The sequence below is a fragment of the Enterobacter cloacae complex sp. ECC445 genome (genome assembly GCF_021892025.1).
GTDB lineage: Bacteria > Pseudomonadota > Gammaproteobacteria > Enterobacterales > Enterobacteriaceae > Enterobacter > Enterobacter chengduensis.
Map to the genome: position 1 here is coordinate 17,916 of NZ_JAKLRZ010000037.1, position 12,301 is coordinate 30,216.

Below are 12,301 nucleotides of genomic sequence, written 5' to 3' on the forward strand. Positions count from 1 at the left end.
CTGTATCTCTGCTGTAATGGAGCACAAAAAATCAATAAAAAAAGAAGGATGAAAATGTGCCGAATAATTGGTCTGCTCTTGCTGATTAAAATCAATAAACAGACGACTAGCGAACAGAGCAACCGCGTTTTGCCATGACCCAGACATTTATGTCATACGGCCCTTGACCGACAGACACGGTGCAACATGCCTCAATAATGATAACAAATTGTTAAGTTTCCGTGTTGTTTTGTATTTTATTGATTAAATGAGTTAAAAGCAAAAGACCACATTAAATGTGAGATTATTTGGCCGTATCGCCCGCTTTATTTAAGAATATTCCCGGAAAGAGGCTGAATAATTAGGAATAACGCCCATGCCGTTAAGCCTTCATTCAACTATTTTATGATAAACTTTGCCTCGAATACTAAGAATGGTAATTGCATTGTGATCGTACGTAATACATTTTTCTCTATTTTGTTGTGTATTTTTGGGCAGTTAACGTTTTCTTCTGTTGCACAGGCAGAAGGCAACGCGACGGACAAAGGCTGGTTCTCAACCTTTACGGATAATGTTTCCCAGACCTGGACGGCGCCTGAACATTACGATCTCTATGTTCCGGCAATAACGTGGCATGCGCGTTTTGCTTATGACAAAGAGAAAACCGATAAATACAACGAGCGGCCGTGGGGCGCGGGTTTTGGTCAGTCGCGCTGGGATGAGAAAGGCAACTGGCATGGCATCTATCTGATGGCCTTCAAAGATTCGTTTAATAAATGGGAGCCGATTGGGGGTTATGGTTGGGAGAAGACCTGGCGCCCGCTTGCGGACGAGAATTTCCACGTCGGTTTGGGCTATACCGCCGGGGTCACCGCGCGTGACAACTGGAACTACATTCCGATCCCGGTGCTGCTGCCTTTGGCCTCTATTGGCTATGGCCCCGCAACGTTCCAGATGACCTATATCCCGGGGACATACAATAACGGAAACGTTTACTTCGCCTGGATGCGTTTTCAGTTTTAACTGACAAAACGTCGCGTTCTGGTGAAAAAACGCGCAGGTGTTGATTCATAAACGATAAAAATCTGTCAGCGAAAATTAACGCGACTTTAGTCACTTTTTCTCAAAGATCCGCTGGACAAAAGGTCCCACAATTGATGTACTGGTAACCGACACAGCATTTGTGTCGTTTTTTAATGTAAAGGTAATTTTGATGTCTAAGATTAAAGGTAACGTTAAGTGGTTTAATGAGTCCAAAGGATTCGGTTTCATTACTCCTGAAGATGGCAGCAAAGACGTGTTCGTACACTTCTCTGCAATCCAGTCTAATGGTTTCAAAACTCTGGCTGAAGGTCAGCGCGTAGAGTTCGAAATCACTAACGGTGCCAAAGGCCCTTCTGCTGCTAACGTAATCGCTCTGTAATTCAGACGCGTCAGCAAGAATTTCAAAACCCGCTCATCGAGCGGGTTTTTTTCGTTTTGAATCAGCCAAGCAGATACATTTTCAGGAAGCTGGCAACGATCAGCACGCTCAACAACACCATTCCTGCGCTCATCAGACTCTGTTTCATTCTGTCACCCTCGTTCAGTATTGCCTTCAGAGTGACAGAGAAAAATTAAGCCAACATTAACGGTTCGGCTGTTAATGCGCGGTTGCGGAGGAAAATAGCCAAAATGCGATCCCCGTCATCACAAAAGAGCCGAGCATATTGATCGCCATATTCATCAGCGCCCAACCGATCCGGCCTTCCTGAAAGAGAAAAACGGTTTCCGCGGAAAAGGTGGAAAAGGTGGTTAACCCGCCGCAGAATCCGGTGGTAATTAATACCTTCCACATGGGGTCGATGTGCGTCATTCGGTTAAACCAGGCCAGCCCCATGCCGATGATAAAGGCACCAATCAGGTTAGCGACCAGCGTTCCCATGGGGATTGCCTGGTGCAGAGGGTTAAACCGCATGCTCAGGAACCATCTCGCAACGCTTCCTGTGCCTCCACCAATAAAAACTGCCAAAAGGAGTTGTAACACGCTAAATACCTGCTATTTGATGTGTAAGAGAAGCGAGTTTAACGCCGTTTAGGACGAGGGGACAAATATGTATGTGGCGGTAGGGCAGTTTGCAGTCGGGCCAGACTGGCAGGTTAACGCAATGCAATGTGTGAACCTGATGGTGCAGGCGCGGCAGAAAGGCGCGTCGCTGTTAGTTCTCCCGGAAGCGCTGCTGGCCAGGGATGATAATGACCCGGATTTGTCCGTGAAGTCCGCCCAGCCGCTGGAGGGGGAATTTTTACAGCAACTTCTCGCCCAGAGCGTGGGCAATACGATGACGACGATCTTAACGATCCATGTCCCCTCAGCGCCGGGACGCGCGGTGAATACGCTGGTGGCCATCCGCGATGGCGCCATTGTCGCGCGCTATGCCAAGCTTCATCTCTATGATGCGTTCAGCATGCAGGAGTCGCGGCGCGTTGATCCTGGAGACGGCGTTCCGCCGTTAATTGATATTGACGGATTTAAGGTTGGGCTTATGACCTGCTATGACCTGCGTTTTCCCGAACTGGCGCTCCATCATGCGCTGCAGGGGGCGGACGTACTGGTACTGCCAGCCGCGTGGGTCAGAGGGCCGTTAAAAGAGCACCACTGGACAACGCTGCTTGCGGCACGCGCGCTGGATACGACCTGCTATATCGTTGCGTCCGGCGAGTGTGGAAATAAAAATATTGGGCAGAGCAGGGTGGTTGATCCGCTGGGCGTGACGATTGCCGCCGCCGCGGAAGGGCCGGTTTTGCTGATGGCTGAGATATTTTTAGAAAGAATTGCGCTTGCGCGCCAGCAATTACCTGTTCTTCGTAACCGACGGTTTGCGCCACCGCAATTATTGTGATGTTTTTTTCAACAATGCTTGATTCACCTTGTTACAGATTGCTATTGTGTGCACGCGCTAAATGACCGTTAATACAGTCAGGTTTTGGCGCTGAATGCAGCCTGTTTTAAGTAAAGAAGGTATCTATGGGTGAGATTAGTATTACCAAACTGCTGGTGGTTGCCGCACTGGTTGTCCTGCTGTTTGGTACCAAGAAGTTACGCACGCTGGGTGGTGACCTGGGGGCTGCCATCAAAGGCTTCAAGAAAGCGATGAACGACGATGATGCTGCGGCGAAGAAAAGCGCCGAGGACGACGTCCCGGCTGACAAGCTTTCTCACAAAGAGTGACAGCAACGCCTGTGGGCTTGCGAAAAAAACCGGCACATGAGGCCGGTTTTTTTGTATTACTGTAAATGAATATTACAGCATCATTTAACTTCTTCGCCTTTTGCCTGCATATCGGCATGGTAAGAGGAGCGAACGAATGGGCCGCAGGCTGCGTGGGTGAAGCCCATCGCCAACGCTTCGGCTTTCATTTCATCGAACTCGTCAGGGCTCACGTAGCGCTGTACCGGCAGGTGGTGACGGCTTGGCTGCAGATACTGTCCCAGCGTCAGCATGGTCACACCGTGGCGGCGGAGATCGCGCATTACCTCAATGATTTCATCATTGGTTTCACCCAGACCAACCATCAGACCTGACTTGGTTGGAATATGCGGATGCACTTCTTTAAAGCGCTCCAGCAGTTTCAGCGACCAGTTATAGTCAGCGCCCGGGCGGACCTGGCGGTAGAGACGCGGCACGTTCTCCAGGTTGTGGTTAAACACATCCGGTGGCGTCGCGGTCAGGATATCCAGCGCGCGGTCCATACGGCCGCGGAAGTCAGGCACCAGCGTCTCAATTTTGATGTTAGGGCTTTTCTCGCGGATGGCCGTAATACAGTCAGCGAAGTGCTGAGCACCACCGTCACGCAGATCGTCACGGTCAACGGAGGTGATGACCACATAGCGCAGCGCCATGTCGGCGATGGTCTGCGCCAGCTTCTGGGGTTCGTTAGCATCAGGTGCGACCGGACGGCCATGAGCAACGTCGCAGAACGGGCAGCGGCGGGTACAGATCGCACCCAGAATCATAAACGTCGCGGTACCGTGATTGAAACATTCAGCAAGGTTCGGACAAGAAGCTTCTTCACAGACGGAGTGAAGGCCATTCTTGCGCATCGCCGCTTTGATCCCCTGGATACGCGAAGAGTCGGCCGGAAGTTTGATTTTCATCCATTCCGGTTTTCTTAACAGCGCCTCGCGCTCTGTAGCCACGTTTTTAACCGGGATAAGGGCCATTTTATCGGCATCGCGGTATTTAACACCGCGTTCCATCACAATGGGTTTACTCATAGCGTGCGTGTTCCAGTTGCGAATATCGAAGGAAAGCGTTTCAATTCAAGGGAATGTTGTATTTATCAACTATTTTTGAACGAACGACAGGCAGTATATCATTGAAACGGTCGTTAAAGCAGCCTGCCAGATCGCCAATTTGTAAAATAGTTGTTGTTTTGTGCCTTTTGCCCTGCCTGCTGCAGGGACTCGTGCTGGCTGAACCTGTCAGAAGGCCTGACGGATAATGCGGATGACGTTTTCCAGGACCGGATCGCGCAAGCTCAGCTTGTTATAATGCAGTGAAATCTCAACAGATTCCGCATTAAGCTGACCGAGCGGAATGCTTTCCAGCGGCCAGCATTTGCGTAGCAGGCTGAAGAGCCGTGATGGCATGACGCACAGCATGTCGCTGCTGCCGATCAGGGATGCGGTGGTAAACATATTGTAACTGCTGAAGCTTATCTGACGTTCGGGGAAAATTTCATCAATGCGCTGACGCAGGGCATGATTAGACTGCCCGTCGGTCATGAAGGACGAGTGATCGTAGTTGCGCAGGTTCTCGATGTTTAGCGGTTCGCTAAGAGCCGGATGCTGCTGGCGGCAAACCAGCACCAGGTTATCTGCATAGAGCACATTTTGCCCCAGCGCTCTGGCACTGAAGCTGCCGCTTTCTATGATCAGGTCCGTCTGGAACTGGGCAAGCTGAATGTCTGGTTCATTGAGAGGCACATTGCGAAGCAGGAGCTGCGGAGCATGCTCTTTCACGGCCTTGAAGATCGCAGGCATCACCAGCACACCCACCGACGGGGAGCAGCCGATGGTGATGGTTCTCTGCTTATCATAGCTGCCGGTAAGATCCAGTGCGCCCAGAATCGACTCCAGCCCCTGGCTGATGTACTCATGGAGATGCGTGGCGTAAGCCGTCGGCGTGACCCCCTGGCCCTTACGGATAAATAATGGGTCAGGAAATATAGCGCGTAGCTTCTGAATTGACTGGCTTATTGCAGAAGGCGTGAGATTAAGAATTTTCGCAGCGTTAACGATACCTTTATGGACATATACTGCCTCAAAAATAGTCAATAAATTGAGATCAATATTACGTAAAGTCCGAAAAATTTGCGGCTTGTCTTCGCCACCAGGTTCATTCAGTCGTTTGGCTGGTAAATTATTATACTCCACGCTTTCACTCCGTATACATTCACAATATGAATGATAGTTGAATTTATTTATTATGCTTGTAGAGATTCGTAAAGTGTTGGTTTTGTTTCACTTGTATATCAAAAACAAACAGTTGAGTGATAATTGCTCACGTTACTTATGCCGTGTTTGCTGTGCTTGCTGGAGGCTAAATAATATGTAGCGATAATATTCGAGCGCTTCGAAAATATAGAATCTGTGGATTATTGTAAAGTGCAAAAGCGGTAAATAAACAGTGGCCCGTCAAATTATCGAGCCCTGTTGTACGATATATTAAGCAGGGATATATTCGTGCGGGGGATTGTTAAGTAGTGCTAACACGTTCTTCAACAGCACGGGACGAATAGTATCTGGCGTAGCGGTTTTGACCCACTGGCACATTTGCGTCATTTCCATGCCGGCGTAGCCGCAGGGGTTTATGCGCTGGAAAGGGGCGAGATCCATATTAATATTCAATGCCAGGCCATGGAATGAGCAGCCCTTACGAATACGTAGCCCCAAAGAGCAGATCTTCATTTCCCCAACGTAGACGCCCGGCGCATCGGCGCGCGGGTGGGCGTCAATACCATATTCCGCCAGCGTGTTAACAACCGTTTGTTCCAGCAGGGTGACCAGTTCACGCACGCCCAGCTTTCTGCGTTTCAGATTGAGCAGGACGTACATTACCTGCTGCCCGGGCCCATGATAAGTAACCTGACCGCCGCGATCGCTCTGGATCACCGGGATATCTCCCGTCATCAGCAGATGTTCCGCTTTACCGGCCTGACCCTGCGTAAATACCGGCAGGTGCTCGACCAGCCAGATCTCATCTGGGGTGCTGTCATCGCGTGAATCGGTGAAGTCATGCATGGCCTGGGAGACAGGCTCATAAGGTTGCAGCCCGAGGTGACGGACCAGAATTTTATCCTGATACAAAACTGCGTCTCCGAAGACGAGGGACAAAAGGTGTGGGGGGGAGTATATCACAGCGGGGGAGAGGGGTTACCCGGCAAACCGGGTAACCGCAAAGGGATTACAGCACCATACGAACAATTTCGATATTGCCGAGCTCTTCGTACAGCGTCTCAACCTGCTCAATGTGTGTCGCAGTGATGGTAATAGAAACCGAGTGGTAGTTGCCCTTGCTGCTTGGTTTTACTGACGGAGAGTAGTCACCCGGCGCATGGCGCTGTACCACTTCAACCACCTGATCAACCAGCTCAGGTTTCGCCAGACCCATTACTTTGTAGGTAAATGGGGTAGGGAATTCAAGCAGTTCGTTAAGTTTGGTTTTCATGTCAGCTCCGGCGTAACGTCAAAAAATAATAACTCCCACGTCAGGTGGGAGTTATCAGGATACTTAGTATATGGGGATCAAAATCACACTTTCAAGTGTTCGATTTTTAACCAAACCAGTGGTGGAACATCAATTTAATGTAATCAATGATTTTGCCGAAGAAATTGCCTTCAGGAATTTCCTGCAGAACCACCAGCGGACGCTGATCGATTGTTTTTCCATCGAGCTGGAAGTTGATAGTGCCGACAACCTGGTTTTTCTGCAGCGGGGCGTGCAGCTCGGTGCTGTTCAGCACGTAGCTGGCTTTCAGATCCTTCATACGGCCGCGCGGAATGGTCAGGTAAAGGTCTTTATCAACGCCGAGAGAAGCGCGGTCGTTGTCGCCGAACCAGACGGGTTCAGACGCAAACTCTTTGCCTGCTTTCAGCGGATTCACGGTTTCGAAGAAGCGGAAGCCCCAGGTCAGCAGCTTCTTGCTTTCGGTTTCACGGCCTTTAAAGGTACGACCGCCCATCACGGCAGAGATCAGACGCATCTGGCCTTCAGTGGCAGAGGCTACCAGGTTGTAACCGGCTTTATCGGTATGACCTGTTTTGATACCGTCAACGTTCAGGCTGTTATCCCACAGCAGGCCGTTACGGTTGGTCTGACGAATACCGTTAAAGGTGAACTCTTTCTCTTTATAGATGGAGTATTCATTAGGGACATCGCGGATCAGCGCCTGACCAATCAGCGCCATGTCACGCGCGGAGCTGTACTGTCCGTCTGCGTCCAGGCCGTGTACGGTCTGGAAATGGCTGTTTTTCAGACCCAGCGCGTTCACGTAGCTGTTCATCAGACCCACGAAGGCATCCTGGCTACCGGCGGCAAAATCGGCCATCGCCACGCAGGCATCGTTACCTGACTGCAGGTTGATCCCGCGAATCAGCTGGGAAACAGGAACCTGCATACCCGGCTTCAGGAACATCAGCGAGGAGCCTTTGAAGACCGGGTTCCCGGTTGCCCACGCATCGTTACCGATGGTGACCAGATCCGATTCTTTAAATTTACCTGCCTTCATCGCCTGGCCGATAACGTAGCTGGTCATCATTTTGGTCAGGCTGGCCGGATCGCGGCGGGCATCGGCATTCTGTTCTGCCAGCACTTTGCCAGAGTTGTAATCGATCAGGATGTAGGATTCCGCATCGATTTGCGGAACGCCAGGGATCATGGTCTTGATATTCAGGTCATCGGCGTGAGCTGCAGAGAGCGCAGCCGCGCAAAGGGCCGTGGTCAGCGCCATGCGCTGCACAAAACGAGCAGAAAAAGTGGTCTTCATGGTCAGAACTACGACATCCGTGATGGAATTAAAAAAAGTGTCTTACTATAGCAAATGCTATTCAGGCAGGCATCCGACTTTAAGCATGAGTTTGTGAATGTATTTTACACAAACTGACAATTCGGATACCGCCGGTTAATTATTTCGCAACAGCGATAAATGACTGAAGCTGAGCTTCATTCTGCAGCCGCTGCTGCAGGGACGCAGCCTGCGGTTTGCTGGCAAACGGCCCCATCTGAATGCGCCAGACCGCGCCGTTCTGCTCAACGCGTCCGGGTACGCCAAACTGCTGGCTCAGACGCTGCTGATACTGTTTGGCCCGGGCCTGATCGCTCACTGCGCCTACCTGGACCACATAGCTGCCGCTGGCCGCTGCGGGTGCCGCCACCGCCGCACTTGGCGTTGCCGCTGGCGCCGTTACGGGAGCCGACTGGGTCGCTGGCGCAGCAACGGGCGCAGGGGCTGGCGCAGGCTCACTGCCTTCCAACACGCCCGAGGCTAAGGTCGTCGGTGCGCCCAGAAAGCCGCTGCTCTTTACCGGTGCGCCCGTTGAATCGTCGCTTTGCAGCGTGTCGTTGCTGATTGGGCGTATTTCTCCCCCAGGCTGAGCAGGCTCGGCTGGAGATGAAACGCTGCCCATTCCGCCATCCAGATTTGGGCGATCGGGAAGGGCATAGGTCTGCTTCGCTACCGTCGTACACGCGGTACCCGGCCCGGAGAGCGAACCGTCCTGCGCCACGATAATCGGGTCAATGCGGACTTTGGTGTTGTTCGAGGTGTTCAGGCGATCGGCGGACGCGCGCGACAGGGAGATCACCCGGTCATTCCCGTAAGGGCCGCGGTCGTTGATACGCACGACGATCATGCGGCCATTTGCCAGGTTGGTGATGCGGGCGTAGCTCGGGATCGGCAGCGTCGGGTGTGCCGCCGTCAGCTGCATGGGATCGAACGCCTCCCCGGAGGCCGTCAGGTTACTGCCTGGCTCGGCGTCATAAATGGCGGCAAAGCCTGCCTGACTGAAACGGGAAGGGTCCTGAACAATTTTATAGCTTTTGCCGTCGCGCTCGTAATCCTGATTGGCACTGGCATTCAGCGGTTCATAAACGGGATCGGCACCGCTGATTTCAACGATTGGGCCATTACACACCGCAGGCTGCGGCGGCGCGACGGTTGCCTGTTGCTGACCATCATCACTTGTGCAGGCCGCAAGTAAACTTGCCGCAATGCAGATCCCCAGCCACTGCTTACGCATTCCGATCCCCTTATTTTTATACGCTTTTTGACAACATTTTTCTGTGGGTATGGATCGACATCACGATACCAAACCCGGCCATCAACACGATCAGTGCCGAGCCCCCGTAACTCACCAGCGGCAGCGGTACGCCTACCACCGGCAGAATACCACTCACCATACCAATATTTACGAAGACATAAACGAATAAAATCAGCATCAACCCGCCAGCCATGACGCGACCAAAGGTCGTTTGCGCGCGTGCTGCAATCCACAATCCCCGCATGATCAGCAGAACGTATAGCGCCAGGAGTATTAAGATGCCCACTAGCCCCAGCTCTTCCGCGAGTACCGCAAAAATAAAGTCGGTGTGGCGTTCCGGTAAAAATTCCAGCTGCGACTGCGTACCGTGCAGCCAGCCTTTCCCGCGCAGGCCGCCGGAGCCAATCGCAATCTTGGACTGAATAATATGATAGCCCGCGCCTAGCGGATCGGTTTCCGGATCGAGCAGCATCATGACGCGCTGGCGCTGGTAATCATGCATCAGGAAGAACCAGAGAATAGGGATGAACGCCGCTATCAGCACCACCGCGATGCCAATCAGGCGCCAGCTCAGGCCCGACAGGAAGAGGACAAACAGGCCGGAGAGGGCGATAAGGATTGAGGTGCCAAGGTCCGGCTGCGCCGCAACCAGCAGGGTCGGCAGGAAAATGAGCACCAGCGCGATGGCGGTATTTTTTAGCGACGGCGGACAGACGTCGCGGTTGATAAAGCGCGCCACCATCAGTGGAACGGCGATTTTGGCAATCTCCGAGGGCTGGAAGCGGACAATACCCAGATCCAGCCAGCGCTGCGCCCCTTTTGAAATAGCGCCAAACGCATCTACCGCAACCAGCAAGATAATACAGAAGATGTAGAGGTAGGGCGCCCAGCCTTCGTAGACGCGCGGCGGGATTTGCGCCATCACCACCATAATGATCAGGCCCATCGCGATCTGGCCGATCTTACGCTCCATCATGCCGATGTCCTGGCCGCTGGCGCTCCAGATAACCAAGGCGCTGTAAACCAGCAGCGCCAGCAGGATCAGCAGCATGGCTGGGTCGATGTGGATTTTGTCCCACAGCGATTTTTTATTTGGATTATCCGTCATGATTATTGGTCCTCCGCCGCGGCGGCGGCCGGGTTTTCAGCCGGCAGTTCGGTGTTGTTATCACCCAGCATAATGTGGTCAAGGATCTGGCGCATGATGGTCCCGACCGCAGGCCCGGCACCGCCGTTCTCCAGAATCATCGCCACCGCGACCTGCGGGTTATCATAAGGGGCAAACGCCGTCATCAGCTTATGGTCACGCAGACGTTCGGCAATGCGGTGCGCGTTATAGGTTTCGTTGGCTTTCAGACCAAATACCTGCGCAGTACCGGATTTCGCGGCCACCTTGTACGGCGTACCGGCGAAGTACTTATGCGCGGTACCGTTCGGACGGTTTGCCACGCCGTACATACCGTCTTTCGCAATTTCCCAGAAGCCGGAATGAATATCACCCACGGGCGCCTCGTGCGGCTGGTTCCACGGCACTTTTTTGCCGTCTTCAACCGTGCTTTGCAGCAGATGGGGCACTTTCACCACGCCGTCATTGATGAGGATCATCATGGCCTTGTTCATCTGCAGCGGCGTTGCCGTCCAGTAGCCCTGACCGATACCCACCGGAATGGTGTCACCCTGGTACCACGGTTTCTTAAAGCGCTTCAGCTTCCATTCGCGCGTTGGCATGTTGCCAGAGCGTTCTTCTGAAAGATCGACGCCGGTGTAATGCCCGTAGCCGAATTTACTCATCCACTCTGACAGGCGGTCGATACCCATATCATATGCCACCTGATAGAAGAAGGTATCCGCAGACTCCTCCAGCGATTTGGTGACGTTCAGATGACCGTGACCCCATTTTTTCCAGTCGCGGTAGCGCTTATCGGAGCCCGGCAGCTGCCACCATCCCGGGTCAAACAGGCTGGTATTACGGTTGATGACGCCGGCACTCAGCGCAGAGACCGCCACGTACGGCTTAACCGTTGATGCCGGCGGGTAAACCCCTTGCGTCGCGCGGTTCACCAGCGGCGTGTTCGGGTCATTCAGCAGGCCGGAGTAGTCTTTACTGGAAATGCCGTCAACGAAGAGGTTCGGGTCATAGCTTGGCATAGACACCATGGCCAGGATGCCGCCGGTTCGAGGATCGGTGACCACCACCGCTGCACGGCTGCCCGCCAGCAGGGTTTCAATATACTGCTGCAGCTTAAGGTCGAGCGTCAGATAGACGTCATGCCCTGCCTGAGGCGGCACTTCTTTCAGCTGGCGGATCACGCGGCCCCGGTTGTTAACCTCAACCTCTTCATAGCCCGTTTGCCCGTGCAGAACGTCTTCGTAGTAACGTTCGATCCCCAGCTTACCGATATCGTGCGTTGCCGCGTAGTTGGCCAGCTTGCCGTCTTTATCAAGGCGATCGACGTCTTTGTCGTTAATCTTGGAGACGTAGCCAATGACATGCGTCAGCGCGGAGCCGTAGGGGTAGTAGCGACGCTTATATCCTTTTACTTCCACGCCCGGGAAGCGGTACTGGTTCACCGCAAAGCGGGCCACCTGAACTTCCGTCAGATTGGTTTTAACCGGAATGGAGGTAAAGCGGTGAGAGCGGGCGCGCTCTTTTTTGAAGGCGGCGATGTCGTCATCGTTAAGGTCGACAACGCTTTTCAGCGCTTCCAGCGTATCCTGAACGTTATCGACCTTTTCCGGCATCATCTCGATTTGATAGATGGTGCGGTTTAACGCCAGCGGGGTGCCGTTACGATCGTAGATAATGCCGCGGCTGGGTGCGATAGGCACCAGCTTAATCCGGTTTTCGTTTGAGCGCGTCTGGTAGTCGGTGAAGCGGACAATTTGCAGATTATAAAGGTTGGCGATCAGCACGCCGGTAAGCAGCAAAATCCCGGTAAAGGCGACCAGCGCCCGGCGCACAAACAGCGCGGACTCAGCCGTATAGTCGCGAAAAGAATTCTGTAGTTTCATCCGCTGC

13 protein-coding genes are annotated in these 12,301 nt (G+C 52.9%); 4 read left to right on the forward strand and 9 right to left on the reverse strand.

Annotated elements, in window-relative coordinates; genetic code table 11:
• The first annotated feature begins 384 nt into the window (after positions 1-384).
• Positions 385-1,002, forward strand: a complete 618-nt coding sequence (gene pagP / locus L6R44_RS22150; RefSeq protein ID WP_237425435.1) for a lipid IV(A) palmitoyltransferase PagP — start codon at positions 385-387, stop codon at positions 1,000-1,002.
• 190 nt (positions 1,003-1,192) lie between these two features.
• The gene (cspE, locus tag L6R44_RS22155) at positions 1,193-1,402 is read left to right on the forward strand and encodes a transcription antiterminator/RNA stability regulator CspE (RefSeq protein WP_002439184.1); all 210 of its coding nucleotides are present in this window, start codon (positions 1,193-1,195) and stop codon (positions 1,400-1,402) included.
• Positions 1,403-1,621: 219 nt separating this feature from the next.
• On the opposite strand, the gene crcB is transcribed toward cspE, so the two are convergent.
• Positions 1,622-2,005, reverse strand: a complete 384-nt coding sequence (gene crcB, locus L6R44_RS22160; RefSeq protein WP_237425436.1) for a fluoride efflux transporter CrcB — start codon at positions 2,003-2,005, stop codon at positions 1,622-1,624.
• Positions 2,006-2,072: 67 nt separating this feature from the next.
• Between crcB and L6R44_RS22165 the strand changes: the two genes are divergently transcribed.
• Both L6R44_RS22165 and tatE read left to right on the forward strand, forming a co-directional pair.
• The gene (locus L6R44_RS22165) at positions 2,073-2,861 is read left to right on the forward strand and encodes a deaminated glutathione amidase (protein WP_237425437.1); all 789 of its coding nucleotides are present in this window, start codon (positions 2,073-2,075) and stop codon (positions 2,859-2,861) included.
• Positions 2,862-2,986: 125 nt separating this feature from the next.
• Entirely contained in the window at positions 2,987-3,190 is a 204-nt protein-coding gene (gene tatE, locus L6R44_RS22170) for a twin-arginine translocase subunit TatE (protein ID WP_023310742.1), read from the forward strand.
• 80 nt (positions 3,191-3,270) lie between these two features.
• Here the strand turns inward: tatE and lipA are convergent, their stop codons facing one another.
• From lipA to mrdA, 8 genes are all read right to left on the reverse strand, one after another.
• The gene (lipA, locus tag L6R44_RS22175) at positions 3,271-4,236 is read right to left on the reverse strand and encodes a lipoyl synthase (RefSeq protein ID WP_237425438.1); all 966 of its coding nucleotides are present in this window, start codon (positions 4,234-4,236) and stop codon (positions 3,271-3,273) included.
• A gap of 207 nt (positions 4,237-4,443) precedes the next feature.
• Positions 4,444-5,397: a YbeF family transcriptional regulator gene (locus tag L6R44_RS22180; protein ID WP_032638841.1), complete on the reverse strand. Its 954-nt coding sequence runs from the start codon at positions 5,395-5,397 to the stop codon at positions 4,444-4,446.
• Positions 5,398-5,688: 291 nt separating this feature from the next.
• Complete coding sequence (gene lipB / locus L6R44_RS22185) at positions 5,689-6,330, reverse strand: lipoyl(octanoyl) transferase LipB (RefSeq protein WP_032638842.1); 642 nt, start codon at positions 6,328-6,330, stop codon at positions 5,689-5,691.
• A gap of 97 nt (positions 6,331-6,427) precedes the next feature.
• Positions 6,428-6,691 (reverse strand): DUF493 family protein YbeD, encoded by a 264-nt coding sequence (gene ybeD / locus L6R44_RS22190; RefSeq protein WP_003858718.1) that lies wholly within the window; start codon positions 6,689-6,691, stop codon positions 6,428-6,430.
• A gap of 106 nt (positions 6,692-6,797) precedes the next feature.
• Positions 6,798-8,009 carry a D-alanyl-D-alanine carboxypeptidase DacA gene (dacA, locus tag L6R44_RS22195; RefSeq protein WP_032638844.1) on the reverse strand — a complete coding sequence of 404 codons (1,212 nt, stop codon included), beginning with the start codon at positions 8,007-8,009 and terminating at the stop codon, positions 6,798-6,800.
• A gap of 139 nt (positions 8,010-8,148) precedes the next feature.
• Positions 8,149-9,261, reverse strand: a complete 1,113-nt coding sequence (gene rlpA, locus L6R44_RS22200) for an endolytic peptidoglycan transglycosylase RlpA (RefSeq protein WP_237425439.1) — start codon at positions 9,259-9,261, stop codon at positions 8,149-8,151.
• A 16-nt stretch (positions 9,262-9,277) separates the two neighbouring features.
• Complete coding sequence (mrdB, locus tag L6R44_RS22205; RefSeq protein WP_008501037.1) at positions 9,278-10,390, reverse strand: peptidoglycan glycosyltransferase MrdB; 1,113 nt, start codon at positions 10,388-10,390, stop codon at positions 9,278-9,280.
• Positions 10,391-10,392: 2 nt separating this feature from the next.
• On the reverse strand, positions 10,393-12,294 hold the full coding sequence (gene mrdA, locus L6R44_RS22210; protein WP_032638848.1) for a peptidoglycan DD-transpeptidase MrdA: 1,902 nt from the start codon (positions 12,292-12,294) through the stop codon (positions 10,393-10,395).
• Between the last annotated feature and the right edge of the window lie 7 nt (positions 12,295-12,301).

What these genes read in the sequence shown, in the direction of transcription:
- tatE (WP_023310742.1), top strand. Translation starts at nt 2,987, where the DNA reads ATGGGTGAGATTAGTATTACCAAACTGCTGGTGGTTGCCGCACTGGTT.
- dacA (WP_032638844.1), bottom strand. Translation starts at nt 8,009, where the DNA reads ATGAAGACCACTTTTTCTGCTCGTTTTGTGCAGCGCATGGCGCTGACC.
- ybeD (WP_003858718.1), bottom strand. Translation starts at nt 6,691, where the DNA reads ATGAAAACCAAACTTAACGAACTGCTTGAATTCCCTACCCCATTTACC.
- lipA (WP_237425438.1), bottom strand. Translation starts at nt 4,236, where the DNA reads ATGAGTAAACCCATTGTGATGGAACGCGGTGTTAAATACCGCGATGCC.
- mrdB (WP_008501037.1), bottom strand. Translation starts at nt 10,390, where the DNA reads ATGACGGATAATCCAAATAAAAAATCGCTGTGGGACAAAATCCACATC.
- L6R44_RS22165 (WP_237425437.1), top strand. Translation starts at nt 2,073, where the DNA reads ATGTATGTGGCGGTAGGGCAGTTTGCAGTCGGGCCAGACTGGCAGGTT.
- cspE (WP_002439184.1), top strand. Translation starts at nt 1,193, where the DNA reads ATGTCTAAGATTAAAGGTAACGTTAAGTGGTTTAATGAGTCCAAAGGA.
- rlpA (WP_237425439.1), bottom strand. Translation starts at nt 9,261, where the DNA reads ATGCGTAAGCAGTGGCTGGGGATCTGCATTGCGGCAAGTTTACTTGCG.
- mrdA (WP_032638848.1), bottom strand. Translation starts at nt 12,294, where the DNA reads ATGAAACTACAGAATTCTTTTCGCGACTATACGGCTGAGTCCGCGCTG.
- pagP (WP_237425435.1), top strand. Translation starts at nt 385, where the DNA reads ATGATAAACTTTGCCTCGAATACTAAGAATGGTAATTGCATTGTGATC.